Consider the following 25,437-nt stretch of genomic DNA (forward strand, 5'->3'; position numbering starts at 1 on the left):
ACGTTTAAATTAGCAACATTTGTGGAATATAAAACAACCAGGGCAGGAAATAAAGCCCTGGTTGTAAATTGCACAATGAAGATTAGAGGTGGGTAACGATTTCTTTAATCAGAGGTGGGCCTTTAAAAATAAACCCGGAATAGATCTGAACAAGCGTTGCACCCGCAGCCACCTTCTCACGCGCGGCCATCACTGAATCGATACCACCCACACCTATAATAGGCAACCGCCCTTTTAATTCGGCAGACAGCATTCGAATAATTTCTGTACTTTTTAGTTGTAATGGACGACCACTTAAACCGCCAGTTTCATCACAGTGTTTCATTCCCTGGACGAGGGAACGATCGAGTGTGGTATTGGTTGCAATAACACCATCGATATTATGGCGAACTAAACTGTCGGCCACCTGGATCAATTCTTCAGGCGAAAGATCCGGGGCGATCTTAACCGCCACTGGAACATATTTGTGGTGAACAGATTGCAGTTCGTTTTGCTTATTTTTAATCGCTGACAGCAAATCATCCAGCGCTTCACCATATTGCAGCGTACGCAGACCCGGGGTATTCGGCGACGAAATATTGACCGCGATATAGCCGGCGTAAGCATAGACTTTTTCCATACAAATCAGATAGTCATCTTTACCCTGCTCAACTGGCGTGTCTTTATTTTTGCCGATATTAATACCGAGGATCCCGTCGAAATGGGATTTCTTAACGTTCTCAACCAGGTTATCAACGCCCAGGTTATTAAAGCCCATGCGGTTGATCAGACCTTCGGCGTCGACCAGACGGAAGATCCTTGGTTTGTCGTTCCCTGGCTGTGGACGCGGTGTGACGGTACCGACTTCAATCGAGCCGAATCCCATCGCGCCAAGTGCATCAATGCACTCCCCGTTCTTATCAAGTCCGGCGGCTAAACCCAGCGGGTTTTTAAACGTCAGCCCCATGCAGGTGACCGGTTTTGATGGCACTTTCTGGCGCACAAGCGCTTCGAATGGTGTGCCTGTTACACGGCGTAATTGTTGAAACGTGACTTCATGAGCGCGCTCAGGATCGAGCTGAAAAAGGGCTTTACGAACGAAGGGGTAGTACATGAACTCTCCTGGATTCCCGGTAGCAAACCGGGGGCGTATTATGTTCGATCCGCACCCGAAAGGGAATTGACCTGTCGCAAAAAATACCTCAATAAGCGCAAACGTTTACTTAATTGCAGTTTTTGGCAATCCAGTGCCGGAAAAATCATTTAGTGAACGCCCCTGCCTCTGACACACTCCAGACAAATGTTATCAATGTTAAATAAATGAAAATATTTATCCCCTAAATAATTCAAGTTGCCGGAAGGCGGCAAAAGAACGACAAATTCGTCTGGAACGAATTTGACCAGCCAAAGGCTGGCCTCCGGTGATAAACAAGGATGTTTCTCACCAATCCCCAGTCACTTACTTAAGTAAGTGACTGGGGTGAGAGAGTACAGCCAACGCACCAGCAGCTTGAAGTATGACGGGGATATAAGGAGAGGTTATGCGTGTCATTACACTAGCGGGCAGCCCGCGTTTTCCTTCACGTTCCAGCGCGCTGCTGGAATATGCCAGAGAGACTCTCTCCCGGGTGGACGTCGAAGTATGTCACTGGCATTTGCAGAATTTCGAACCGGAAGATTTGCTCTATGCGCGCTTTGACAGCCCTGCTCTGCTGGCGCTTATTGAACAACTGGCACAGGCAGATGGCCTGATTGTCGCCACCCCGGTTTATAAAGCCTCTTTTTCTGGCGCGTTAAAAACACTGCTAGACCTGTTACCGGAACGTGCGCTGGAAGGCAAAGTGGTTCTGCCGCTGGCCACCGGCGGTACCGTGGCACACATGCTGGCGGTGGATTACGCCCTAAAACCCGTGCTCAACGCCCTGAAAGCACAGGAAATACTGCACGGCGTTTTCGCCGATGACAGCCAGGTTCAGGATTATCAGCACAAACCGCAGTTCAGCCCTAACCTGCAAAAACGCCTCGATAGTGCGCTGGAAACCTTCTGGCAAGCGCTGCACCGCCGCGACATCCGCGTTCCGGCCTTCCATCTTCCGCAAGGAGTCGCCCATGTTTAATCTGTTTCGCCCACGTATTCGCAGCCTGGCGCTGACCGGGCTGCTGACCCTTTCGGCCTGGAGCCACGCGGCAGAACCTGCGCCGGACGCACTGCGTATCGGCTACCAGAAAGGCAGCATCAGCATGGTGCTGGCGAAAAGCCACCAGCTTCTGGAAAAGCGCTACCCGAACACCAAATTTTCTTGGGTGGAATTTCCCGCAGGCCCGCAAATGCTCGAAGCGCTAAACGTGGGCAGTATTGATTTGGGCAGCACCGGCGACATTCCACCTATTTTCGCGCAGGCCGCAGGGGCAGATTTAGTGTATGTCGGCGTCGAACCGCCGAAGCCGAAAGCGGAAGTGATTCTGGTGCCGGAAAACAGCCCGATCAAAACCGTTGCCGATTTGAAAGGCCATAAAGTGGCGTTACAGAAAGGCTCCAGTTCACACAACCTCTTACTGCGTGCATTACAGCAGGCGGGCCTGAAATTTACGGATATTCAACCCATCTGGCTGACTCCTGCCGATGCCCGCGCGGCATTCCAGCAGGGGGACGTAGATGCCTGGACCATTTGGGACCCGTACTATTCCGCCGCGTTTTTACATGGCGGCGTGCGCGTCCTGGCTGACGGCAGCGAGTTGAAACAAACCGGCTCCTTCTATTTAGCCTCGCGCCCTTACGCTGAGAAAAACGGTGCCTTTATAGAAGGCGTTCTCAACACCTTTAGTCAGGCCGATGCGCTAACGATTAGCCAGCGTCAGCAAAGCACCGAGCTGCTGGCGAAAACAATGGGCCTGCCGGAAGCGGTGATTACCAGCTATCTCAATCATCGCCCACCCACTGCCATCGGCCCGGTCAGCGAAGAGACCGCTCGTCGCCAGCAGGACACCGCCGATCTGTTTTACGAAAATCACCTGGTGCCGAAAAAAGTCGACATCAAAAGCCGCATTTGGCAGCCCACTTCTCAGCCTTCAGCAGCCCAACAAGGAGCTAAATCATGAGCCTGAATATGTTCTGGTTTTTACCGACACACGGCGACGGCCACTATCTTGGCAGTGACGATAACGCTCGTCCGGTCGATTACGGTTATCTCCAGCAGATAGCCCAGACCGCAGATCGGCTCGGTTTCACCGGCGTGTTGATCCCGACCGGTCGCTCCTGTGAAGATGCCTGGCTGGTTGCGGCGTCGATGATCCCGGTAACGCAACGGCTCAAATTCCTGGTCGCCCTTCGCCCAAGCGTGATTTCCCCGACCGTCGCTGCCCGCCAGGCCGCGACGCTGGACAGATTATCCAATGGACGCGCGCTGTTTAACCTGGTAACCGGCAGCGATCCACAGGAATTAGCGGCCGACGGCGTTTTCCTCGATCACACCGAACGCTATGAAGCCTCCGCTGAATTTACGCATATCTGGCGGCGCCTGCTGGAAGGCGAAACCGTCGATTTTGATGGCAAATATCAAAAAGTGCACGGCGCTAAACTGCTGTTTCCCCCGGTTCAACAGCCACGTCCTCCGCTCTATTTTGGCGGCTCCTCGGACGTGGCACAGGATCTGGCAGCCGAACAGGTTGACCTGTATCTGACCTGGGGCGAACCGCCGGCACAGGTAAAAGAAAAGATAGCCCAGGTCCGTGCGAAGGCCGCTAAACACGGGCGCAAAGTGCGCTTTGGTATTCGTCTGCACGTCATTGTGCGCGAAACCAATACCGAAGCCTGGGAGGCTGCGAACCGGCTCATTTCCCGCCTTGATGATGACACCATCGCCAAAGCGCAGGCGGCATTCGCCCGCACCGATTCCGTTGGCCAGCAGCGGATGGCTGCTCTGCATGGTGGACAGCGAGACAAGCTCGAAATCAGTCCTAACTTGTGGGCGGGCGTAGGTCTGGTTCGTGGCGGCGCGGGTACGGCACTGGTCGGCGATGGCCCAACCGTGGCGGCGCGTATTAATGAATATGCGGCGCTGGGCATCGACAGCTTTGTGCTTTCCGGGTATCCGCATCTGGAAGAGGCTTACAAAGTAGGTGAACTGCTGTTCCCACATTTGGACGTCGCCATCCCGGAAATCCCTCAGCCGCCTGCGTTGCAAGTGCAGGGCGAAGCTGTCGCCAACGAATTTTTACCGCGCAAAGTCGCGCAGAGTTAAGGAGTGTCTATGGCAACGCCTGCAAATAAGTGGTTGCTCCGCGTTGCCCCCTGGCTGCTGCCGGTGGGCATCGTCATCCTCTGGCAAATCGCCTCGGTGACAGGCTGGCTTTCGACCCGAATTCTGCCGTCGCCCGAAGGCGTCGTTGAAGCGTTCTGGTCACTTTCAGCCAGCGGCGAACTGTGGCAGCACCTGGCGATCAGCTCGTGGCGGGCATTGGTTGGTTTCTCTATCGGCGGCTCGATTGGCTTGCTTCTCGGGCTTATCAGCGGGTTGTCGCGCTGGGGAGAACGCCTGCTCGATACGTCGATCCAAATGCTGCGCAATGTGCCGCATCTGGCGCTGATCCCGCTGGTTATCCTGTGGTTTGGCATCGATGAAAGCGCCAAGATTTTCCTCGTCGCCCTCGGCACGTTGTTCCCGATTTATATTAATACCTGGCATGGGATCCGCAATATTGACCAGGGGCTGGTTGAGATGGCGCGCAGCTACGGATTATCCGGCCCGGCGCTGTTCTGGCACGTTATTCTGCCCGGCGCCCTGCCCTCAATTATGGTCGGCGTGCGCTTTGCGTTGGGCCTGATGTGGCTGACGCTGATTGTTGCGGAGACGATTTCCGCCAACGCCGGGATTGGCTATCTGGCGATGAACGCCCGCGAATTCCTGCAAACCGACGTCGTCGTGGTCGCCATTATTCTTTATGCCCTGCTGGGTAAACTCGCGGATGTCAGCGCACAACTTCTGGAACGCGTCTGGCTGCGCTGGAATCCGGCTTACCAATTGAAGGAGGCTTCCGTATGAATACGGCTCGTCTGAACCCAGGCATCCCGCTGTTGCTGAACAATATTGGTAAACGCTACGGCAACAATACGGTGCTCAATGAACTCGATCTTCACATTCCGGCCGGACAGTTTGTGGCGGTTGTCGGGCGCAGCGGCGGTGGGAAAAGTACGCTCCTGCGCTTGCTCGCCGGGCTGGAAAAACCCAATGCGGGCGAACTGCTGGCGGGTAACGGTCCACTGGCCGCCAGTCAGCAAGAGACGCGCATGATGTTTCAGGATGCACGACTACTGCCCTGGAAAACGGTTATCGACAACGTCGGTTTGGGGCTGAAAGGAAAATGGCGTGACGCGGCACTGGATGCACTCGCGGCCGTGGGTCTTGAAAATCGTGCCGGGGAGTGGCCGGCAGCCCTCTCCGGTGGGCAAAAGCAGCGCGTGGCCCTGGCACGAGCACTGATTCATCGCCCAGGGTTATTGCTGCTGGATGAGCCGCTCGGGGCGCTGGATGCGCTGACTCGTCTGGAAATGCAGGATTTGATTGAGTCACTGTGGCTGTCGCAAGGGTTCACCGTGTTGTTGGTAACACACGACGTGAGCGAAGCCGTGGCGATGGCCGATCGGGTGCTGCTGATTGAAGACGGGAAAATTGGGCTGGATTTAACGGTTGATCTCCCACGCCCGCGCCGGAAAGGATCTGTGCGTTTAGCGGAGCTGGAAGCAGAGGTGTTGAACCGGGTGATGAAACGAGGGGGAGCGGAGCCGTTGGTACAGCGATTGGCATCAGCGAATGCCTGATGCCCTCACCTGTGAGAACAATGTAGGCCCGGTAAGCGCTAGCGCCACCGGGCATTTTTTTACGCTAACGCTTTGGTGATTTTCTCGAACAGATCGCCGGACAAATTCTCCAGACCTTTCAACTGTTCCAGCGCAGCACGCATTTTTTCCTGACGCGCTGCATCGTAACGTTTCAGACGGATCAACGGCTCAATCAAACGTGACGCCACCTGCGGGTTACGGCTGTTCAACTCGGTCAGCATTGCAGCCAGGAACTGGTAGCCGCTGCCGTCTTCCGCATGGAATGCTGCCGGGTTGCTCATCGCAAAGGCACCAATCAGTGAACGGATACGGTTCGGGTTGCTCAGAGTAAACGAACGGTGTTTCAGCAGGCTGCGCACGGTTTCCAGTACGTTATCAGCCGGGCTGGTGGACTGCAGAATGAACCATTTGTCCATGACCAGGCCATCGTGATGCCATTTGTCGTCGTATTCCTGCATCAACGCGTCACGGCATGGCAGCTGAGCGGCAACTGCCGCCGCCAACGCCGCCAAAGCATCGGTCATGTTGTCAGCGTGATGATACTGATGGCTCACCAGCTTATCAGCCAACTCCGCATCACCAAACGCCAGGTAACGCAGACAGGTGTTCCGCAGCGAACGCTTGCCGATGTCGGCGTGCTCTATGCGATAAGCATCGAGTTTATTAACGTTGTAAACCGCGAGGAATTCGTCTGCCAGCTCTTTCGCCAGCGTACGGGTCAACGCTTCGCGCACCGTCGCAATGGCAACGGGATCGATGATGTCGAACAGTTCGGCAATTTCATTCACCGACGGCAGCGTGAGGATTTCTGCGGCCAGCGCCGGATCGATTTTCTCATCCAGCAAAATGGCACGGAACGCATCTGCCACATGCACTGGCAGAGACAGCGGCTGACGCTGCTGATGACGGTTCACGTTCAGCTTGATGTAAGTCGCAAGCAGGCTCTGCGCCGCATCCCAACGAGAGAAATCGTTACGCGCGTGACGCATCAGGAACGTTAGCTGCTGATCGCTCCATTTATATTCCAGTTTCACCGGCGCGGAGAATTCGCGCAACAGCGACGGCACCGGCTGGAAGTAGACGTTATCAAAGATGAACGTCTGTTCGGCCTGGGTCACGTTCAGCACGTTATGCACCGGGTGACCGCCCTTCTGCAGCGGGATCACGTTGCCTTCGTTGTCATACAGTTCGATGTCGAACGGAATATGCAGCGGCAGCTTTTCCTGTTGTTCAGAGGTTGGCGGCGTGTGCTGTTTGATGGTCAGCGTGTACTGCTCTGTTTCCGGGTTGTAGTCGTCATGCACGGTTACCACTGGCGTACCGGACTGGCTGTACCAGCGGCGGAAATGCGAGAGATCGACGTTGGACGCATCTTCCATCGCCTGTACGAAATCGTCACAGGTCGCCGCGCTGCCGTCGTGGCGCTCAAAGTAAAGCTGCATCCCTTTCTGGAAATTCGCTTCGCCAAGCAGGGTGTGCAGCATACGGATCACTTCTGAACCCTTTTCGTACACCGTCAGGGTGTAGAAATTGTTCATCTCGATAACCTTATCCGGACGGATCGGGTGCGCCATTGGGCTGGCGTCTTCGGCGAACTGCATCCCGCGCATGGTACGAACGTTACTGATGCGGTTTACCGCACGTGAACCGAGATCTGAGCTGAACTCCTGATCGCGGAACACCGTTAAGCCTTCTTTCAGGCTCAGCTGGAACCAGTCGCGGCAGGTCACGCGGTTACCGGTCCAGTTATGGAAGTATTCATGGCCGATAACACGTTCGATATCGAGATAATCTTTATCGGTGGCGGTATCGGTGCGCGCCAGAACATATTTAGAGTTAAAGACGTTCAGGCCTTTGTTTTCCATTGCGCCCATGTTGAAGAAGTCGACGGCGACAATCATATAGATGTCGAGATCGTATTCGAGGCCGAAACGGTCTTCATCCCACTTCATAGAATTTTGCAGCGAGGTCATCGCCCACGGCGCGCGATCCAGATTGCCACGATCGACGAACAGTTCCAGTGCCACTTCACGACCCGAACGGGTGATGTATTTGTCGCGCAGTACGTCGAAATCTCCGGCCACTAACGCAAACAGATAGCACGGTTTTGGGAACGGATCCTGCCACTGTACCCAATGACGGTCGTTTTCCAGCTCGCCCTGCGCAACACGGTTGCCGTTGGAGAGCAGGTATGGATATTTGGTTTTATCCGCGATGATTTTGGTGGTAAAACGCGCCAGCACGTCCGGGCGGTCCAGATACCAGGTGATGTGACGGAACCCTTCCGCTTCACACTGCGTACAAAGCGCTTCACCCGACTGATACAGGCCTTCCAGCGCGGTGTTCGCCGCCGGGCTGATTTCATTAACGATGCGCAACGTGAAACGCTCCGGCAGCCCGTTAATCACCAGCTGATTGTTTTCTTCTTTATAATCACTCCACGGCTGGTCGTTCACGTGTAGTGAAATCAGCGTTAAATCTTCACCATTGAGGCGCAGCGGCGTGGCAGACGCAGCGTGACGAGTCATCTGGCTTTCTGCAGTCACGATGGTTTTTGCGGCATCCAGGTCAAAGGTCAGGTCGATGTCGCTGATCAGGTATTCCGGCGCACGGTAGTCGTGGCGGTATTTGGCTTGGGGCTGTTGTGTCATAAAAAACCTTTAGCATCTTTTGTAAATTGTCGGATCCAGTCTATTCCTGTTGTCACTTTCACGCTACGCAGAATGTTCATCTTTTCAGGGGCAAACACGTAAATCGCTACATATTGATAACACGCGGCACGTTTTGCCCTCGACCCGTCAAACACCTTGTGTTGTGATCGGGGTTCAATAAATCGATAAACAAGGTATACTCCTGCGGTTTCAGCCGTTGTTTATTGTACTAAACGCTCCTTTATGAGGATGCTATTGCGCACCATGACACAATTCGCTTCCCCTGTTCTGCAGACTCTGCTTGATACAGATGCTTATAAGCTGCATATGCAGCAGGCCGTCTTCCATCATTATTATGATGTCCAGGTGGCTGCAGAATTCCGCTGCCGCGGTGATGACCTGCTCGGTATTTATGCAGACGCCATCCGCGAACAAGTCGAAGCGATGCAGTCGCTGCGACTGCAGGACGACGAGTTTCAGTGGTTGTCCGGCCTGCCGTTCTTTAAGCAGGACTACCTCGACTGGCTGCGCGATTTTCGCTACAACCCCCAGCAGGTCACCGTTCGTAACGATAATGGCAAATTAAACATTCGCCTTGAAGGCCCGTGGCGTGAAGTCATCATGTGGGAAGTTCCGCTGCTGGCAGTCATTAGCGAACTGGTCCATCGCTATCGTTCCCCTGAAGCCAGCGTTGAGCTGGCGCTTGAGACGCTGGAGCGTAAGCTGGTTGATTTCAATCATCTTACCCAGGATATCGATATGTCTGGCTTCCGCCTGATGGACTTCGGCACCCGCCGTCGTTTCTCTCGTGATGTGCAGCAGGTGATAGTCGAACGTCTTCAGCAGGAGTCGTGGTTTGTCGGCACCAGTAATTACGACCTGGCACGCCGTCTGTCACTGACCCCAATGGGCACCCAGGCACACGAATGGTTCCAGGCGCATCAGCAAATCAGTCCTGACCTGGCGACCAGCCAGCGCGTGGCGCTTGCGGCCTGGCTTGAGGAATATCCAGACCAGTTGCGGATAGCCCTCACCGACTGCATCACCATGGATGCTTTCCTGCGTGACTTCGGCCCGGAATTTGCCGAACGATATCAGGGACTGCGTCATGATTCCGGGGATCCGGTGGAATGGGGTGAAAAAGCTATCGCTCATTATCAGAAGCTCGGTATTGATCCGATGAGCAAAGTGCTGGTGTTCTCCGATAATCTCGACCTGAAAAAGGCCGTTGAGCTGTATCGCCACTTCTCGTCGCGAGTGAATCTGAGCTTTGGGATAGGCACACGCCTGACCTGCGACATCCCTCAGGTGAAACCGCTAAATATCGTGATTAAACTGGTGGAATGTAACGGCAAGCCGGTGGCCAAACTGTCCGACAGCCCAGGCAAAACCATCTGCCACGATAAGGCGTTTGTTCGCGCTTTACGCAAAGCCTTCGACCTTCCCCAGGTCAAAAAGGCCAGTTAATCAGCAACAGGGAGCCTCAAAGGCTCCCTTCTTCTTATTATTTTCTCAATTCTCCCCGTCTCGCTGCGAATTCCTCTTGTCTGATGAAAGATGACAGGTAACATAGGGATCCCCCTTAATTAAGGGCGGAAAGAGATAACTTTATTCTGGACTACTAACAGAGAGATTAATATGAGCGTTGTGCCTGTAGCCGACGTACTCCAGGGCCGCGTAGCCGTTGACAGCGAAGTCACCGTGCGCGGATGGGTGCGTACCCGTCGAGATTCAAAAGCTGGCTTTTCCTTCCTCGCCGTCTATGACGGTTCCTGCTTTGATCCTGTACAGGCCGTCGTCAATAATTCTCTGCCCAATTACAATCAGGAAGTGTTGCGCCTGACGACCGGCTGTTCCGTGATTATCACCGGTAAAGTGGTGGCATCTCAGGGTCAGGGTCAGAGTTTTGAAATTCAGGCGTCTCACGTTGAAGTGACTGGCTGGGTTGAAGATCCGGATACCTATCCGATGGCGGCCAAACGCCACAGCATCGAATACCTACGTGAAGTTGCGCACCTGCGTCCGCGTACCAACCTGATTGGGGCCGTCGCCCGCGTACGCCACACCCTGGCACAAGCGCTGCACCGTTTCTTCCACGAGCAGGGCTATTTCTGGGTCTCTACCCCACTCATCACCGCTTCTGATACTGAAGGCGCGGGCGAGATGTTCCGCGTATCTACGCTGGATATGGAAAACCTGCCACGTGACGATCAGGGTAAAGTGGATTACGACAAAGACTTCTTTGGTCGTGAAGCGTTCCTGACCGTATCCGGTCAGCTGAACGGCGAAACTTACGCCTGTGCGCTGTCCAAGATTTACACCTTCGGCCCAACTTTCCGTGCTGAAAACTCAAACACCAGCCGTCACTTGGCGGAATTCTGGATGCTTGAGCCGGAAGTCGCCTTTGCCGACCTGGAAGATAACGCCGCGCTCGCTGAAGCAATGCTGAAGTATGTCTTCAAAGCGGTGCTGGAAGAACGTGCCGATGACATGAAATTTTTCGCCGAGCGCGTTGATAAAGATGCCGTCAGTCGCCTGGAGCGTTTTGTTGAAGCTGACTTCGCGCAGGTGGATTATACCGACGCGATCACCATTCTGGAAAACTGCGGTCAGACCTTTGAGAACCCAGTTTTCTGGGGCGTGGACCTCTCTTCTGAGCATGAACGTTATCTGGCTGAGAAACACTTCCAGGCTCCGGTTGTCGTGAAAAACTACCCGAAAGACATTAAGGCGTTCTATATGCGCCTTAACGACGACGGTAAAACCGTGGCGGCAATGGATGTTCTGGCTCCGGGCATCGGCGAAATCATCGGTGGCTCCCAGCGTGAAGAACGTCTGGATGTGCTTGATGCGCGTCTGGCTGAAATGGGTCTTAATAAAGAAGACTACAGCTGGTACCGCGACCTGCGTCGTTATGGCACCGTGCCTCACTCCGGCTTCGGTCTTGGTTTTGAGCGTCTGATTGCCTACGTTACCGGCGTTCAGAACGTTCGTGACGTCATTGCATTCCCACGAACGCCACGTAACGCCAGCTTCTAAGTTTTTTCCCTTCTCCAAAGCCAGCTTCTCAGCTGGCTTTTTTTGGCCTTTGTCAGAATTTGTGAACAAATTTCTACAAATATAAAGGTCAACCGCCTTCACTAACCAAAATGTTACACCCCATGTCCAGAAATAATTCCGCATACATTTTCAGCAACACTTCGATTGCGCTTAAGTAAATACCTGGCACTTAGCATACAAAACAACCACCAACAACGCGCACGAAAAGCTAACTTTGACACATAAGAAAAAGTGAGATGAGAAGCATTCTTATATAAAAAAAGCCTTTATCAAAATTAAAGATAAGCTTTTCATATAGATATATTAGACATCGTAGAATAATTAAGCGGTAGGTAAGGAAATTTGAGATGCTTCACAAAGTTCCCTTAATTACACATTATTTTACACATTATTTCTTCTTGTTACCTATTTACGATATTTGTAGCACTTTCAGGCTAGCGAAACGTTGTCATGAATGGAAATATGCCTGTCAGACACAGAAAGACACCAAACTCTCATCAATAGTTCCGTAAATATTTATTGACGAAAACTATTGGCGGTAGTGGAAAGTGTCCATAAAAAAAACCTAATGAGGGTAATAAATAATGATGAAGCGCAATATCCTGGCAGTGGTTATCCCTGCCCTGTTGGCAGCTGGTGCGGCAAACGCAGCAGAAATCTATAACAAAAATGCCAACAAACTGGATTTCTACGGTAAAGCAGTAGGTGAACACATCTGGACCACCAACGGCGACACCGACAGTTCTGACACCACCTATGTCCGTATCGGCTTCAAAGGTGAAACGCAGATCAATGACCAGATCACCGGTTACGGTCAGTGGGAATACAACCTGAATGCGTCTAACGCTGAAGGTTCTCAGGGTACAGCTACCCGTCTGGCATTCGCGGGTCTGAAATTTGGTGACGCAGGATCTTTCGACTACGGTCGTAACTACGGTGCCATCTACGACGTAGCGGCATACACCGATATGCTGGTTGAGTGGGGCGGCGACTCCTGGGCTGCTACCGACAACTTCATGAACGGCCGTACCAATGGCGTTCTGACCTACCGTAACAGCGATTTCTTCGGTCTGGTTGATGGCCTGAGCTTTGCCCTGCAGTATCAGGGTAAAAACGAGCGTAACAGCCCAATCACTGTTGACTATGATGACAACGGCACGCCGAACACTGTAAACCTGTCCGGCAACGGCGCGAAAGCGAACGGTGATGGCTTCAGCTCTTCCGTTCAGTACGCATTCCTGGACGGTTTCAGCGTTGCTGCGGGTTACGAAACGGCTGACCGTACCGACGATCAGTCTAACCCGCAGACTTACGCCATCAATGGTGTTGCTGGCAACGCAAGCGCTGGCGGCGACCGCGCTGAAGCATGGTCTACTGCATTCAAATACGACGCGAACAACGTCTACGCTGCAGTGATGTATGCTGAAACCACCAACATGACTCGCGAGCCAGACAGCAACTTCGCGAACAAAACTCAGAACATCGAAGCCGTGGTTCAGTACCAGTTCGATTTCGGTCTGCGTCCATCTGTAGGCTACGTACAGTCCAAAGGTAAAGACCTGCTGGCACGTCCTGGCTTCGACGGCGGCGATGCTGACCTGGTTAAATACGTCGAAGTGGGTACCTGGTACTACTTCAACAAGAACATGAACGTCTACGCAGCATACAAATTTAACCTGCTGGACGACAACGACTACTCTAAAGCATCTGGTCAGGCTACCGACGACCAGGCTGCTGTCGGTATCGTTTACCAGTTCTAATCAGTACGCCACTTTGTTATATGCTTAAGAAACAGGGCTTCGGCCCTGTTTTTTTATGGCTGGCAGTAAATAATAGTGACTTTTAAAAAGCCTCTCGCTTTTTCTCGCAAACGGTTGGCTTTTCGTCATTCTCCCGTTAACCTGAGAGCGGATTTCCCTTCAGTAACCACAATGGAACCTCGTCATGTTTGAGAACATAACCGCTGCCCCTGCCGACCCTATTCTGGGCCTGGCCGATCTGTTTCGTGCCGATGACCGCCCGGGAAAAATCAACCTCGGGATTGGTGTTTACAAAGATGAGACCGGTAAAACACCGGTTCTGACCAGCGTAAAAAAAGCGGAACTTTATCTGCTGGAAAATGAAACCACCAAGAACTACCTCGGCATTGACGGTATTCCGGAATTTGGCCGCTGCACGCAGGAGCTGCTGTTCGGGAAAGGTAGTGCGATTGTGGCTGACAAACGCGCACGTACGGCGCAGACCCCAGGTGGAACCGGCGCGCTGCGCGTAGCCGCGGATTTTCTCGCTAAAAACACTGACGTACAACGCGTGTGGGTCAGCAACCCAAGCTGGCCAAACCACAAAGGCGTGTTTAATTCCGCCGGGCTGGAAGTCTGCGAATACAGCTACTACGACGCGAATCAACACGCTCTGGATTTTGACGGCCTGATTGCCAGCCTGAATCAAGCTCAGGCGGGCGACGTAGTATTGTTCCACGGCTGCTGCCACAACCCAACCGGGATCGATCCGACGCTGGAACAATGGGAACAGCTGGCAAAAATGTCCGTCGAGAAAGGCTGGCTGCCGCTGTTTGACTTCGCCTACCAGGGCTTTGCTCGTGGTTTGGAAGAAGATGCTGAAGGCCTGCGCGCTTTTGCCGCCGTTCATAAAGAGCTGCTGGTTGCGAGTTCCTTCTCGAAAAACTTTGGCCTCTATAACGAACGCGTGGGTGCCTGCACGCTTGTTTCTGCAGATGCAGAAACGGTCGACCGCGCATTCAGCCAGATGAAAGCGGTTATCCGCGCCAACTACTCTAACCCACCCGCTCACGGTGCCGCCGTCGTGGCGACGATCCTCAGCAATGACGCGCTGCGCGCCATCTGGGAGCAAGAGCTGACCGACATGCGTCAGCGCATTCAGCGTATGCGCCTGCTGTTCGTGAACACCCTCGCCGAGAAAGGTGCAGACCGTGATTTCAGTTTCATCACTAAGCAAAACGGTATGTTCTCATTCAGCGGCCTGACCAAAGAACAGGTTCTGCGTCTGCGTGAAGAGTTTGGTGTTTATGCGGTTGCATCCGGACGTGTCAACGTCGCGGGCATGACGCCAGACAATATGGCCCCACTCTGTGAAGCCATCGTCGCCGTTCTGTAATTCAGACGAAAAAAGGTCGCGAATGCGGCCTTTGTTCGTTGTTTTGAGCATTAAAAAAGCCGCAAATGCGGCTTTTTATATTTACCAGACTGGCATCTCATCCTGCAGGAAAGGATTATGCACACGCTCATGACCGAGCGTTGACATCGGACCGTGGCCCGGAATAAAGCTGACGGCATCGCCGAGCGGTAACAATTTGCGCTTAATCGAATCGATAAGCTGCCCATGGTCTCCACGCGGGAAATCGCTGCGCCCTACTCCACCTTTAAAGATCACATCGCCTGAAATCAGCAGCTGCGAAACTGCGTCGAAAAAGACAATATGACCCGGCGTATGTCCCGGACAATGCAATACGTTGAGGCTGACGTTACCCACGCTGACGGTATCGTCTTCATTCAACCAGCGGTCTGGCGTGAGCGGCTGACAGTCTTCAAGACCGAACATTTTGCTCTGCGCTGGCAGCCCCTGGAGCCAGAACTCATCTTCTTTTTCCGGTCCAATAACCGGCACACCGTAATGTTGTGCCAGCTCCGCGGCGGCGCCAACGTGATCAAGATGACCATGAGTCAGCAAAATCTGCATCAGCGTGACGCCTGCGGCAGCCACTTCCTGTTTGATACGCTCAGCGTCACCGCCAGGATCCACCAGTGCGGCAAGTTTGGTTTGCTCACACCAGATGAGTGAACAGTTCTGGGCGAAAGCCGTAACCGGAATAATACGATAGTTCATGATGCTCCTGTTTCGTTACCAGGTCCTCACCGGCCCGGTATCAATATGCACAAAGTTACTACGTGGGTAATATCCTACACCACCTGCGCGCATTGATAACGCAGCTTTGCGAATATTGCTTAACGAAACGCCTTCAATATGAAAATCCATCGCCTGGCCTTTGGTGTGATAGCTGTGTTTCGCTACACCGCGGCTGTGTGCGCGCAACTCATCGTTGGTATTGAGTGAACGATAACCGGAAATAAGCTGTACGGGCTTGTTGGTTCCCAACAGTCCCTGAAGACGGTACAGATGATCAAAAAGTTTTGGATCGATGGATTTCATTTTATTCGCGCGATAGTCACGGAAAAAATGGTTGAGTCTTGCTAATTCATCCTGAATATAGCCTCTGCCATCGAAAAACTCCGCTTTGAGCGACTCACCGGTGTGCAGGTTATTGAGCGTCAAAATACGCGGGCGTGGTGTCGAGAGGGTGGCAAATGCTGGCGTAGGCAAGATGGCCGCTGCGCCTAGCGCAACACCACCCAACGCCAGCAACTTGCGGCGATTAGCGTCAAATTTGTCCATGATAATCAGGTCTACAAGTAAGTGATCGTTATTTATGCACTTCTGGCGCACGAAGGGCACCTTAACCGCCACACACGTCGACGTCAAGGCTCCCTAACCCCAGTCAATACGGGGCCTGTAGCGATACGGGCCCATATTGGCTAATTTATACGACACCTGAATTATCTGAACTTCTTCATTTACCTGATTAATTGTTCCGCTTTTGGCAGAATTTGTGCGCCAGATCGCGCAGTGAGATCGTAATTGTAAATATCTGTGCGATATTGTGCCCGACCATCCGCCCCAACAAACGCCGTCAGATAGTAGAGATTAACCGGGATATTCTGGCGGATATTGACGTATCGCGTATCACCCTGTTTCAGCGCATCCGAAATCCGTGTGTCATTCCAGCCTGCATCCTGTAACAGCATGTTGGCCAATTCAGACGCTTTATTGACGCGCACGCAGCCGGAACTCAGCGCACGAGTATCCTTCTGGAACAGCGTGTGGTTCGGCGTATCGTGTAGATAAATCGCATCAGAGCTCGGCATATTGAATTTATAGCGGCCCAATGAGTTATGTACACCCGGTGCCTGCTGGAAGCGGAACGGCAGGTTTGTCGCCGTGATAGTCGACCAGTCGACCTGATACGGGTTGATGGCTTCTTTGCTGTTCCAGCCACGCATCATGGTGTAACCGTGACGGTCCAGATAACCGGGATCGTTAACGACTTTCGGGAGAATATCCTTGCGGGCGAGCGTTGACGGCACATTCCATGGGGGATTCACCACCACGTTGTTTAACGCGCTGCTCATCATCGGTGTTTTACGATCGGGACGACCGACAATTACTCGCGAGGCCAAAACTTGATTTCCATCGAGGTAATAGACCAACGAATAGGCGGGAATATTCACCATGATACCGGTGGAGAGTTTGCCCGGTAGCAGGCGAAGACGCTGAATATTTAGCGCCAGCACGCCCGCACGCTGTGCAGGGCTGACGTTCAGCCAGTCACGCGTTGATTGTCCAATAACGCCATCAGCACCCAGTCCTTGCCAGGTCTGGAAACGCTTCACGGCGTCCACCAGCTGTCGGTCGTAAACCGCCGGAGCCGTACCGCTGGCTTTGGCTTTCTTCGCAGGAATCGCAGACGGGCTGACTACCGGGTTATCCCCCGGCAGGGCGATATTTGGCGTAGAGTCCATCATCCCCGTGCGCTGCAGGATTTCACGCAACGCAGGAATATCTTTGCTCCACTGACCCGGAGAAAGTTTGCTGGTGCTGGTTAATTGTGGCCACGGACGTGAATCGGTCAGTTGCGTGAGCAATGCCTGATGCATGGCCGCATACTGTGGATGCTGTGGTGCCAGCTCTGCGACAAACAGCGGCAACTGACCATTATCTAACGCCATCTGCCACTGGTTAATGACTGACAGCGGTGGCGTAGATAACGTGTACGGTTTATCGTTGTATAGCCAACGGTTACCCTGCACAGGAATACTGCTGATGAACTGGAGATAGCCCATCATGGCGTCTGAGAGCACAACATCACGCGCCATACCGCTGACGGCCGGATCGGTTAGCAGCTCAACCCATTGGGTAAACTGTGGCTGGAAGCCGGCGATAGCCACTTCAGCAAGCTGCTGCTGAAACGCCTGAACCGCTTCACGGTTTTCCCACATGGGTTTCATCTGTCGCGCCGCATACAGCGCAGACAGCTGATTCATGTAAATCGGAGTGTAACTGGCAGGCAAGAGTGACTGAATATCAGCCCGACTTTTCGCCGCAGCCCCTTCAGGGAGCGGTTGAATGCCAGCCATCATCGCAACGGCAGGTGCCTGACCGTCTGCCTGCGCCAACGCTTGTGACGTATCGCCCAATGTGGCTGAACTGTCTGTTGGCACCAGTTCAGGCTCGTCGGCCTGAACGCTAAACAGTGGAGCAAATGCCAGCATCAGGCATAAACTCAGCGCTGACAGCCGACGACCATTAGATTTATCGAGTGACATCCCTTGCCCCCTGTTTTCATTGCTGCCCACATCAGTCGGGGCTTACTCTCAGTATATAAAGACAAAAATACTTTTGCCTGACCAAATGTAAAGAAGATTAAAGATAATACCCTTCTCCACCCTAAAAGGGATAACAAAAAGGGCGACATCGCTGTCGCCCTTGTTTAAAAATAACTATTTAGCGCTAAGACGCATCCGCCGTACCGGGTAAGGGTTCCGGAAGCTGAGGCGCAAAACCACGCAGGCCGACCACGTGAACGTGTTCAGTATTCTGGAAGACCTTACGCACCAGTTTATAGGTTGTGCCTTTTTCCGGACTAATATTTTCCGGTGCCGCGATGATCAGCTGCATTTCGAGACGGTCGCACAGTTCAAACAGCGTGGCGATGGAACGGGCATCCAGACGAGCCGCTTCATCAAGGAACAGTAGACGGCATGGCGAAATATCTTTGCCACGCAGACGTCGGGCTTCATCTTCCCAACTCTGCACCACCATCACCAGTATCGACATCCCGGTACCGATCGCTTCCCCGGTCGACAGCGCACCAGATTCCGCACGCAGCCAGCCGTCAGAACCACGGTTAACTTCGACTTCCATCTCAAGATAGTTACGGTAGTCCAGCAGCTCTTCACCGATGGTTTGCGGCGTACGCTGGCCCATATCAATCTGCGGATTCAGGCGCTGATACAGCTTCGCCAGCGCTTCGGAGAAGGTCAGACGGTTGCTGTTGAACAAATCCTGATGCTGTTCGTGCTGCTCGGAAAGCACGTCCAGTAGCGTGGAGTGCGTTTCGCGTACGTTAACGTTCAGACGCACGCTGTTAACCTGGCCGAACGATACGCTTTGCAGACCTTGGTTGAGCTGACGAATACGGTTCTGCTCGCGCTGAATGGTCTTGCGAATGATGTTCGCCACGCTGCGGGAGCTGATCGCCAGCTTCTGCTCACGCGCCGTCAGTTCTTCAGTCAGGCGGCCCAGCTCAATTTCCATCTGTTCGATGGCTTCAACCGGATCGTCGGTACGAATAATATCCTGACGAATACGCTCACGCAGGTGCTGATACACCGCCACGAAGAACTGGATTTTACGCTCAGGACGCTTCGGATCTTCGGACATGCGCAGCACGTCGCGCAGGTGTTCGTTATCCGCCACCGCCAGACGCAGCGCACCCAGCGCTTTATCCGACATCGAACGCAGATCGTCGGCAGAGAGATATGCCAGCTCGCGACGGTGCAGACGGCGTTCGACGTTGTTGTCTTTCACCAGACGCATCACCGCACACCAGCCCGCTTTCGCGCTGACCACCTGCTCACGCATTTCGAGGTAGTTACGCTCGAGGCTACGCAGTTTACGGGTCAGGTTATCCATCTCCGCTTCGCAGAAGGTCAATGCTTTTTCAAGCTGATTACGACGGTTACGGTTGTTGGACAGCTGGGTATGCAACTCGTCACGACGAGAACGCGCACGCTCTTCCGCCCCGCTGTCGGCACGTACGCCGATATCCTGTAATTCGCGATGTAAGTCGGTCAGCAGCTCTTTTTTGGTGTCGTAGGAGCTTTTCAGTGACGCCATCACCTGGCTGTATTGGCTGAGCTGCGCCGCATGGTTACGCAGCGCTTCACGGGCACGGGTGCGCTCGCCTTCGGCTTGCTCCAGACGCTGGCGCAACTTCTCGTTCAGATCGGTGTTGCCGTTCAGCATTTCCGCCGAATCGGTATAACCAAAGTGTGCGCGGCGCTGCACAACTTCGGTCAGGGCAAACGCTTGCTGACGTGCATCGCGCTGCACCTGCTGAGAATACGCAAAGTCTTCTTTCAGCTGCTCGTACTGTTCCGGGTCACTCTGCAAAACCGACACAACCGGCTCAAGTTTCGCCAGCTGATTACCGTGCTGCTGAATAAAGCGCGCGGCTTCCTGCGCTTCATCCAGACGTTCCTGAATTTCATCCACGCGGTCGGCGAGGGTTTCGTCAGCCAGCAGATTCAGACGCGGCAGCAGGCGGTTAAGTTGGGAAACGCCCTCTTTCGCCTGTTCAAACTGCGCCCGGCTCTGTTGGTTATCATTTTCATGATTGCTGAGCGCACGCTCCAGCTCACCGCGACGGGTATTGAGTTTGCGAATTTCCGCTTCCGGATCCGCTTCAAACGCGACGGCTAAATGGCTGCCGATAAAGCGGCTGAACGCCTGATGCAGACGTTGAGTTTTCTGCACGTCAAACGACAGGGTCGCAAAGCGTTCCGACAGAATTTCACGCTCAGCGTGCAGCGCTTCAATGCGGTTTTCACGCGCCGCACGGCCAAACAACGGCAGCGTCGGGAAGCGCGAATAACGCCACTGGCGATCAGCGACTTTGACGACAACCGCTTTTTCCAGTTCGTCGACGCTGAACACGCTGTCATCAAAGGACGATGGGTCCCCTTCGATGAGATAGAGATCTTCCGGGCAATCTTCCAGCCCTTCCAGCTGTTCGGCGATCAGCGACAGATCCGGCACCACGATTCCGTGGCGCGACGGGCCGTACAACGCGGAGAAGTATGGCGCATCTTCGAGGCTGACGTCGTCGTAAATCTCTGACAGCAGAACGCCACCAAAACGTTCGGCAAGCGCATTCAGGCGCGGATCTTCCGAACCGCCTGGCTGACTTAAACGTTCGATTTCATCATCAACCGCACGCTTTCGGGCGCCGACTTCATCGCGTTCAACAATGGCCTCACGCTCGCGCTCCAGCAACTGCTGCATGAATTCGGTAACGTCCTGGCTGGACTCGAACGCTTCCCCGCTCTGCTCGCACAGTTGAGTCAGGCTGCTTTGTGCCGCAAGCCAAATCGGCGCGCGTTGCAGCAGCGTCTTGGTGCGGCTTTGCAGCTGTTCCAGTTCCTGACGCAGCGTCATACGCTGTTCGCTGGCGGAGGACACGCTGTCGGAGAGTGAAGAAATACGTTCTTCCAGCTCCATGTGCAGCGCTTCCAGGTCGTCAATCTCAATGTGACGGCCCTGACGCTTGCAGAATTCGGCCAGCAGACGTTCGGCATCCTGCTGTTCACGCAGACGCTGTTCGAGTTCGTTCAGACGACCGCGCAGGGCGGTAGACTGTTCTGCCAGATGGCGCTGATTCACGCCTTCACGCAGCAAATCACGGGCCACTTCCCACGCTTCATCACGGCCCAATGGACCATTGATGGCGGCAACTAACTGGTATGCCTGCTCGAACTGACTGTGCGCGGTTTGCGCTACGCTCATTTTCTGTTCGAGAGACAGCAGTTTTTCCGTGGCTTCCTGCTCTTTCGCTTTGAAGGTATCGAGCCACTCATCGGCGCTGTCCGGGCTTAAGTCCGGCAGATGGCAAAGCTCTTTCGCGCGCTGAAGAGCCTGCATAGCCTGATTGTACTGAATGGCGCGAGTTTGCTGCACGTCCAGTGCCTGCTGGTAATCGGCCAGCTGGCTTTTCAGTTCATCCACTTCCAGCTCGGCGGCTTCAGCGCGACCTTCGTTTTCTTCTTGCTGTTCGGCGGCTTCGGCCACCACTTCATTTTGTTCTTCGAGGCGGATCTGCAGTTCATCGATATCCGCTTCATAGCGCTCGATTTTTTCCTGCTGACGCAGCGCGGTCTGAACCAGGTTCAGGTGATCGCTGGCCGCCTGGTAATCTGCTTCCAGGTCGCCTTCAGCCCCGTTGTGCTCTTGCAGTTCACGCGCCATATCGACATGTTTGAACTGCTCTGCGGCCAGTTGCTGACGTGATGACAGCAGTTCGCGACGGAATTCGAGGGCTTTATCAAGATGCACGCGACGTTCGTTCGAATGGCGCATGTAGTCTGCTGCCACGTAGTCTGTGGCTTCGGAGATAAGATGCTTAAACAGGTCACGGTCCGACTGAGTGACGCGAATCGCTTCCAGCGTCATGCGGTTTTCACGCAGTGCCGCTTCCATATCCTGGAACGCTTTACGCACGCCGCCGTTTTCAGGCAACAGGTAGTCGCGCAACGAGCGGGTAATGGCGCTGGAAATACCGCCATACAGCGAGGCTTCAATCAGACGGTAGTATTTACTACGATCGGACGCAGAGCGCAGACGACGGGCGACAACACCCAAATCGAACATCAGCGAGTGGTAATCGGTGATGGAGTTAAACTGCTTGAATTGCACGCCTTCCATCCCTTCGAGCTTATCTTTCAGCTCCTGAAGGGTCAGCACGCGTGCTTGTCTGTCGTTCAGCGTTTCAGTCACCAGCTCGGTTGGCTGGAAGGACATCGGTAGACCCTGGATAGCAAACGGTTTGATATCCACTTTACGGTCACGACCGGCAACCTGTTGCAAACGGACGCCCACCAGCACACGCTGATGACGCGAGTTCATCACGTCAAGCATCGAGTAACAGACACCAGCTTTCAGCTTACCGTGCAGACCTTTATCGCGGGAACCGCTGGTCGCACCGGCTTCGGTGGTGTTACGGAAGTGCAGTAACGTCAGATCGGGGATAAGCGCCGTAACGAACGCCGCCATCGTGGTGGATTTACCGGCACCGTTACCGCCCGAAAGGGTGGTCACCAGTTCATCGAGATCAAAGGTTCGGGCGAAAAAACCGTTCCAGTTAATCAGGGTTAATGAACGAAATTTACCGCGTTCAATCATTATTCTTCCTCCCCGCTATCCGTGTCCGGTTGCGCATCGTCGTTCTCGTCATTGAGCTGCAGATGGTTTTCAATCGCCATCGCTTCACCATCGCGGATCATGCGCAGCTGCGCTTCGCGGGCATCATCGCCTGAGCGGACGTCAGCGCCGAAGCGGAAGACCGACTCTGTGATGCGGAATTTGCTGCTGTCGTGCCCCATAAACCACACCATGCCGAGACGGCGCAGACGGTTCAGAGAGGAACGCACTTTTTCCTGCAGTTTTTGTCTGTCGAGATCCGAACCGGTGGAGCGGTTATTTACCAGCTTCAGCAGCTTGGCTTCATCCGCCAGGCTCATCAGTTCGTCGTACAGTTCCTGTTGGGTGAAAATCCCCTCATTCGCCAGACGCTCCGGGCTGAGGTAGAGATAACAGAGAATTTTACCGACCATCATGTCCACTTCGGACAACACCGAACGCGGAATGAGCGTGGTGGAACGCGGGCGCAAATAGAAGAAACCTTCCGGCGCACGAATCAGCTCCACGTTATAGCGGGTGTAAAACTCTTCCAGATACTCCTGGAAATCCATCAAGAAGGCATGGTTGTCCAGCTCATCCAGACCGATATGACGGCCAGAACGCAGGGCGCTATCCAGCGCCGGGAATAACGGATTGGCCAGGGCCTGCGCCAGCTTAACTGGCATCACGTGTTCAATATTTGTCGATGACATGTGCCTGTACCTTGGCTCCGTAATCATTAATCGGCTGCCACTTCGGCGACAGTCCGGTGAAATCTGCTTGTGCTACGCCCAGACGGACGGCCTGATCGACCACGATGCGTGCAACGTCGAAGTGGCGGGCGCGCGGGTATTGTGCGAGATATTCACGCACTACCAGGCCTAAATCCAGCGGCAGTCCTTTATTTTTGTAGATAACCAGTTGCTCTTCGATAAGCGCCGCCAGCTGTTCACGGATTTCGTTAAATTCTTCGTACTCGAGGTCCGGCGGAAGTTCCCCGGTTACCTCTTCGTCGCGCAGCATCATCTCTTCGTCACGCATGTCGAACAGACGGTCGGCATTAGCATAGGTCAGCGCCCACGGCGCATCGAAGTAATTCTGTACCGAAACGCGCAGACGCTGAGCGAAGACACGGTTTTTATCCATATCGATGGCGGTACGGATAAATTTATGCACGTGTCTGTCGTAGCCAATCCACAGGTCGATAGCCTGCTGGCCCCAGCTGACAATACGATCGAGTTTACTTTGCAGGTCGAACACCAGACGATCGACGAAATGCAGATCGTCGTACGTCATGGTGGAATCCTGAATACGTAGCAGGTTGGCCTGCAGCTTGTCGCCAGCCGCTTCCAGCGTATCCTGCAGTTCGCGCAGGGTGCCGGAGGTTTCTGACAGCAGCATTTCACAACTGGAAATCGCCGCCCGCCAGTCTTTGTTCAACAGCTGCGCGATATCGTCTTTGACCGTTTGCTGCTGTTCGTCCATCAGACGCTGCGTAAGGTCGATACTGTCAAAGATTTCCGCAACGGAATATTTCAATGGAGCGTAGACGTTACGATGCCAGTGAAACTCATCACCGCCTTCATCGGCGGCATCTGCCGCGCGTTTCAGCTCGCCACCGACAATAGACAACTGCATCGACAGGCGCAGCGTTGAGAATTCGCGCTGGCGGATGTAGTAGTCGGTAATCCCGATGCCAAGCGGCGTCAGACGGTAGATGGCGTTGCCTTCGGTGATTTCGCTGGTAAAGCGGTTCAGCAGACGTTGACGCACCATATCGTTGATCGCGTTGTTTGCGCGCACGCTGATGGTTTCGCTGGTTTGCTCAAACGCATCACTGACGTGACGGAAAGCATCAATCAGCTCACCTTCGGTAAGCTCGCCTTCAAGCCGTTCGCCATTCAGCGTTGCTACGGCCATCAGGAACGAAAGCCTGTCGACCGGCAACGAGATCGAAAAATCATTTTTTCTGGCCCAGGCAACCAGTTCGGGGACTGTCTGGGAAAAATCACTCATTGTTAGTCCTTGTATCTACCTGCGGTTTGAGCGCGGTGACATGAATATAGCGACCCAGGCTAATCCAGGGTTCCTCACGGCAATAGCGTGTTTCTAATGCCAGCAGCTGTTCGTAACGCTCGTGCTGCTTATGTTTTTCACGCAGATAATCATGAAAGACCCGCACACCGGTTTTGCCGGTTATCTGCCAGCCGGACTCTTGCAGCCACTGATATACCTGCTGCGGTTCGCGTGGGTAGTTCGGCGAAAGCTTACGTTTTCGGGTCTTCGGCATGCCGGCTTCGACGTAATCAAAATTCGTCACCACCATGTTATGCATCAGCAGACCGTTAGCATTGTAGAACATTAACGACAACGCACCGCCCGGACGCAGCACCGACCACAACGCGTCTAAAACCGCTTGCGGATTGACCACCCACTCCAGCACTGCATGGCACAATATCAGATCAACCGGCCTTTCCAAATGTCCGGCAATCTCCTGCACCGGGCATTGTACAAAATGCATGTTGTGGCTCACACCTTTCTCATCGGCAGCCTGTTTTGCCAGGGCTATCATCTCAGCTGACAGATCGCATAGGGTAACATGATGCCCCCGTTCTGCCATCCGAATTGCCGTTTGCCCGGCCCCGCCACCGCCGTCCAGAATGTGTAATGGCGCATCGCCAAAAGACGCCAGCAGGATGTCTAAATCCTGCCAGAGGATCGCCTGACGCAGCTGGCCCTTGGTCGTGCCATAGATATTGCGCGAAAATCGTTCCGCGATACCATCAAAATTGCGATCCTGCACGCTGGACTCCACTTGCCTGCCACAAAACCGCTATTTTGTCATACCCACAGCGAGAG

Annotated in this window: 18 protein-coding genes; 9 read left to right on the forward strand and 9 right to left on the reverse strand. The window is 53.8% G+C overall.

Translation table 11 applies throughout. From position 1 onward, the window contains the following. Positions 1-82: 82 nt before the first annotated feature. Positions 83-1,093, reverse strand: a complete 1,011-nt coding sequence (pyrD, locus tag MUU47_RS19125) for a quinone-dependent dihydroorotate dehydrogenase (protein ID WP_258989744.1) — start codon at positions 1,091-1,093, stop codon at positions 83-85. Positions 1,094-1,520: 427 nt separating this feature from the next. Between pyrD and ssuE the strand changes: the two genes are divergently transcribed. The 5 genes from ssuE to ssuB are packed head-to-tail and all read left to right on the forward strand — an operon-like array spanning position 1,521 to position 5,797. Beyond that, entirely contained in the window at positions 1,521-2,096 is a 576-nt protein-coding gene (ssuE, locus tag MUU47_RS19130; protein WP_110509877.1) for an NADPH-dependent FMN reductase, read from the forward strand. Then, complete coding sequence (locus MUU47_RS19135) at positions 2,089-3,078, forward strand: sulfonate ABC transporter substrate-binding protein (protein WP_258989745.1); 990 nt, start codon at positions 2,089-2,091, stop codon at positions 3,076-3,078. Before ssuE ends, MUU47_RS19135 begins: the two co-directional genes overlap by 8 nt. Further along, positions 3,075-4,220 (forward strand): FMNH2-dependent alkanesulfonate monooxygenase, encoded by a 1,146-nt coding sequence (gene ssuD, locus MUU47_RS19140; protein ID WP_258989746.1) that lies wholly within the window; start codon positions 3,075-3,077, stop codon positions 4,218-4,220. Before MUU47_RS19135 ends, ssuD begins: the two co-directional genes overlap by 4 nt. Before the next feature lie 9 nt (positions 4,221-4,229). Further along, positions 4,230-5,021 carry an aliphatic sulfonate ABC transporter permease SsuC gene (gene ssuC / locus MUU47_RS19145; protein WP_258989747.1) on the forward strand — a complete coding sequence of 264 codons (792 nt, stop codon included), beginning with the start codon at positions 4,230-4,232 and terminating at the stop codon, positions 5,019-5,021. After that, positions 5,018-5,797 (forward strand): aliphatic sulfonates ABC transporter ATP-binding protein, encoded by a 780-nt coding sequence (gene ssuB / locus MUU47_RS19150; protein WP_258989748.1) that lies wholly within the window; start codon positions 5,018-5,020, stop codon positions 5,795-5,797. Before ssuC ends, ssuB begins: the two co-directional genes overlap by 4 nt. Positions 5,798-5,856: 59 nt before the next feature. On the opposite strand, the gene pepN is transcribed toward ssuB, so the two are convergent. Next, positions 5,857-8,469 (reverse strand): aminopeptidase N, encoded by a 2,613-nt coding sequence (gene pepN / locus MUU47_RS19155; RefSeq protein WP_258989749.1) that lies wholly within the window; start codon positions 8,467-8,469, stop codon positions 5,857-5,859. Positions 8,470-8,733: 264 nt separating this feature from the next. Here pepN and pncB point away from each other — a divergent pair, with 264 nt between their 5' ends. The 4 genes from pncB to MUU47_RS19175 all read left to right on the forward strand — a co-directional run bounded on the left by pncB (position 8,734) and on the right by MUU47_RS19175 (position 14,664). Next, positions 8,734-9,936, forward strand: a complete 1,203-nt coding sequence (gene pncB, locus MUU47_RS19160) for a nicotinate phosphoribosyltransferase (RefSeq protein WP_258989750.1) — start codon at positions 8,734-8,736, stop codon at positions 9,934-9,936. Positions 9,937-10,107: 171 nt separating this feature from the next. Next, complete coding sequence (asnS, locus tag MUU47_RS19165) at positions 10,108-11,508, forward strand: asparagine--tRNA ligase (RefSeq protein WP_159773294.1); 1,401 nt, start codon at positions 10,108-10,110, stop codon at positions 11,506-11,508. Between the two features lie 605 nt (positions 11,509-12,113). Further along, a complete protein-coding gene (locus tag MUU47_RS19170) occupies positions 12,114-13,289 on the forward strand; it encodes a porin (protein ID WP_309578235.1) in 1,176 nt (391 codons plus the stop codon). Positions 13,290-13,473: 184 nt separating this feature from the next. After that, positions 13,474-14,664, forward strand: coding sequence for an amino acid aminotransferase (locus tag MUU47_RS19175; RefSeq protein WP_258989751.1), 1,191 nt, complete (start codon positions 13,474-13,476; stop codon positions 14,662-14,664). An 81-nt stretch (positions 14,665-14,745) separates the two neighbouring features. On the opposite strand, the gene MUU47_RS19180 is transcribed toward MUU47_RS19175, so the two are convergent. The 7 genes from MUU47_RS19180 to cmoM form a co-directional block, all read right to left on the reverse strand. Next, positions 14,746-15,393, reverse strand: a complete 648-nt coding sequence (locus MUU47_RS19180; RefSeq protein WP_258989752.1) for an MBL fold metallo-hydrolase — start codon at positions 15,391-15,393, stop codon at positions 14,746-14,748. A gap of 15 nt (positions 15,394-15,408) precedes the next feature. Continuing rightward, a complete protein-coding gene (mepK, locus tag MUU47_RS19185) occupies positions 15,409-15,960 on the reverse strand; it encodes a peptidoglycan L,D-endopeptidase MepK (RefSeq protein WP_166665188.1) in 552 nt (183 codons plus the stop codon). A 179-nt stretch (positions 15,961-16,139) separates the two neighbouring features. Beyond that, positions 16,140-17,948 carry a L,D-transpeptidase gene (ldtD, locus tag MUU47_RS19190; protein WP_258989753.1) on the reverse strand — a complete coding sequence of 603 codons (1,809 nt, stop codon included), beginning with the start codon at positions 17,946-17,948 and terminating at the stop codon, positions 16,140-16,142. Positions 17,949-18,132: 184 nt separating this feature from the next. Then, entirely contained in the window at positions 18,133-22,581 is a 4,449-nt protein-coding gene (gene mukB, locus MUU47_RS19195; protein ID WP_258989755.1) for a chromosome partition protein MukB, read from the reverse strand. Further along, positions 22,581-23,291 carry a chromosome partition protein MukE gene (mukE, locus tag MUU47_RS19200; protein WP_159773306.1) on the reverse strand — a complete coding sequence of 237 codons (711 nt, stop codon included), beginning with the start codon at positions 23,289-23,291 and terminating at the stop codon, positions 22,581-22,583. The genes mukB and mukE overlap by 1 nt, the downstream gene beginning before the upstream one ends. Next, a complete protein-coding gene (mukF, locus tag MUU47_RS19205; protein WP_159753712.1) occupies positions 23,272-24,594 on the reverse strand; it encodes a chromosome partition protein MukF in 1,323 nt (440 codons plus the stop codon). The genes mukE and mukF overlap by 20 nt, the downstream gene beginning before the upstream one ends. Beyond that, positions 24,587-25,381: a tRNA uridine 5-oxyacetic acid(34) methyltransferase CmoM gene (gene cmoM, locus MUU47_RS19210; RefSeq protein WP_110509893.1), complete on the reverse strand. Its 795-nt coding sequence runs from the start codon at positions 25,379-25,381 to the stop codon at positions 24,587-24,589. The genes mukF and cmoM overlap by 8 nt, the downstream gene beginning before the upstream one ends. Positions 25,382-25,437: the final 56 nt, after the last annotated feature.

The organism is Scandinavium hiltneri, from assembly GCF_024764835.1.
Taxonomy (GTDB): Bacteria; Pseudomonadota; Gammaproteobacteria; order Enterobacterales; family Enterobacteriaceae; genus Scandinavium; species Scandinavium hiltneri.